At 62.8% G+C, this 920-nt stretch carries 1 protein-coding gene; it reads right to left on the reverse strand.

Features of this window, described 5'->3' with window-relative positions; all coding sequences use genetic code 11:
- Positions 1 to 920: arginine--tRNA ligase domain-containing protein (gene argS / locus AWU74_RS06220; protein WP_162504935.1), on the reverse strand; the 920-nt coding region annotated here is incomplete at both ends.

The raw sequence follows: 920 nt of genomic DNA on the forward strand, positions 1-920 counted from the left end.
CGCAGCACCGACGAAATCCGCGCGCCCATATATTGCAGGTACGGTCCCGTGTTGCCGTTGAACGAGAGCGATTCCTTCGGGTCAAAGAGCATATCCTTCGCGGGCGTCGCCTGAAGCAAAAAGTAGTGCAGCGCGCCGATAGCGACGGCTTCGGCGACGGCGTCCGCGTCTCCGACCGCTTCTTCGCGCCCCTTCGCGGCGATTTCCTCCCGCGCTCCCTCGCGGAGGCTATCGATAAGGTCGTCGGCGTCGACGACGGTGCCCTCGCGGCTCTTCATTCTGCCTTCGGGCAGGTTCACCATTCCGTAAGACAGGTGGCGCAGGCTTTCCGCCCACGCGAAACCCAGCTTCTTTAAGATATGGAACAGCACCTTGAAGTGGTACTGCTGCTCGTTGCCGACGACGTAGACCAGCCGGTCAAAGTCCCAGTCGCCGCGGCGGCAGAGCGCGGTGCCGATATCCTGCGTCATATAGAGCGCGGTGCCGTCTTTGCGTAGCAGCACCTTCTTGTCCAAGCCGATTTCCGCAAGGTCTACCTGCACCGAGCCGTCGGCTTCGCGGTGGAATACGCCCGCCTCAAGTCCCTTCAGGATTTCCGCCTTGCCCTTCAGGTAGGTGTCGCTCTCGTAATAGAACGCGTCGAACGAAACGCCGCAGCGCCGGTAGGTTTCGCGGATTCCGCCGATAGCCCACTCGTTCATCTGCTTCCAGCGAGCGCGCACGTCCGTGTCGCCCCGCTCCCACTCCACGAGCAGGTTCTGCGCCTCGGCTTCCGCGTCCGGGTGTGTCTTGCTGTAGGCGCCGAACTCGACGTAGCAGTCGCCGACGAAGCGGTCGCCCTTCACGCCGAGCGACTCCGGCGTGTCGCCTTTGGCGCGGTGGAACTTCTCGTAGGCGAGCATCGTCTTGCAGACATGGAC

This window comes from Treponema endosymbiont of Eucomonympha sp., assembly GCF_001028545.1.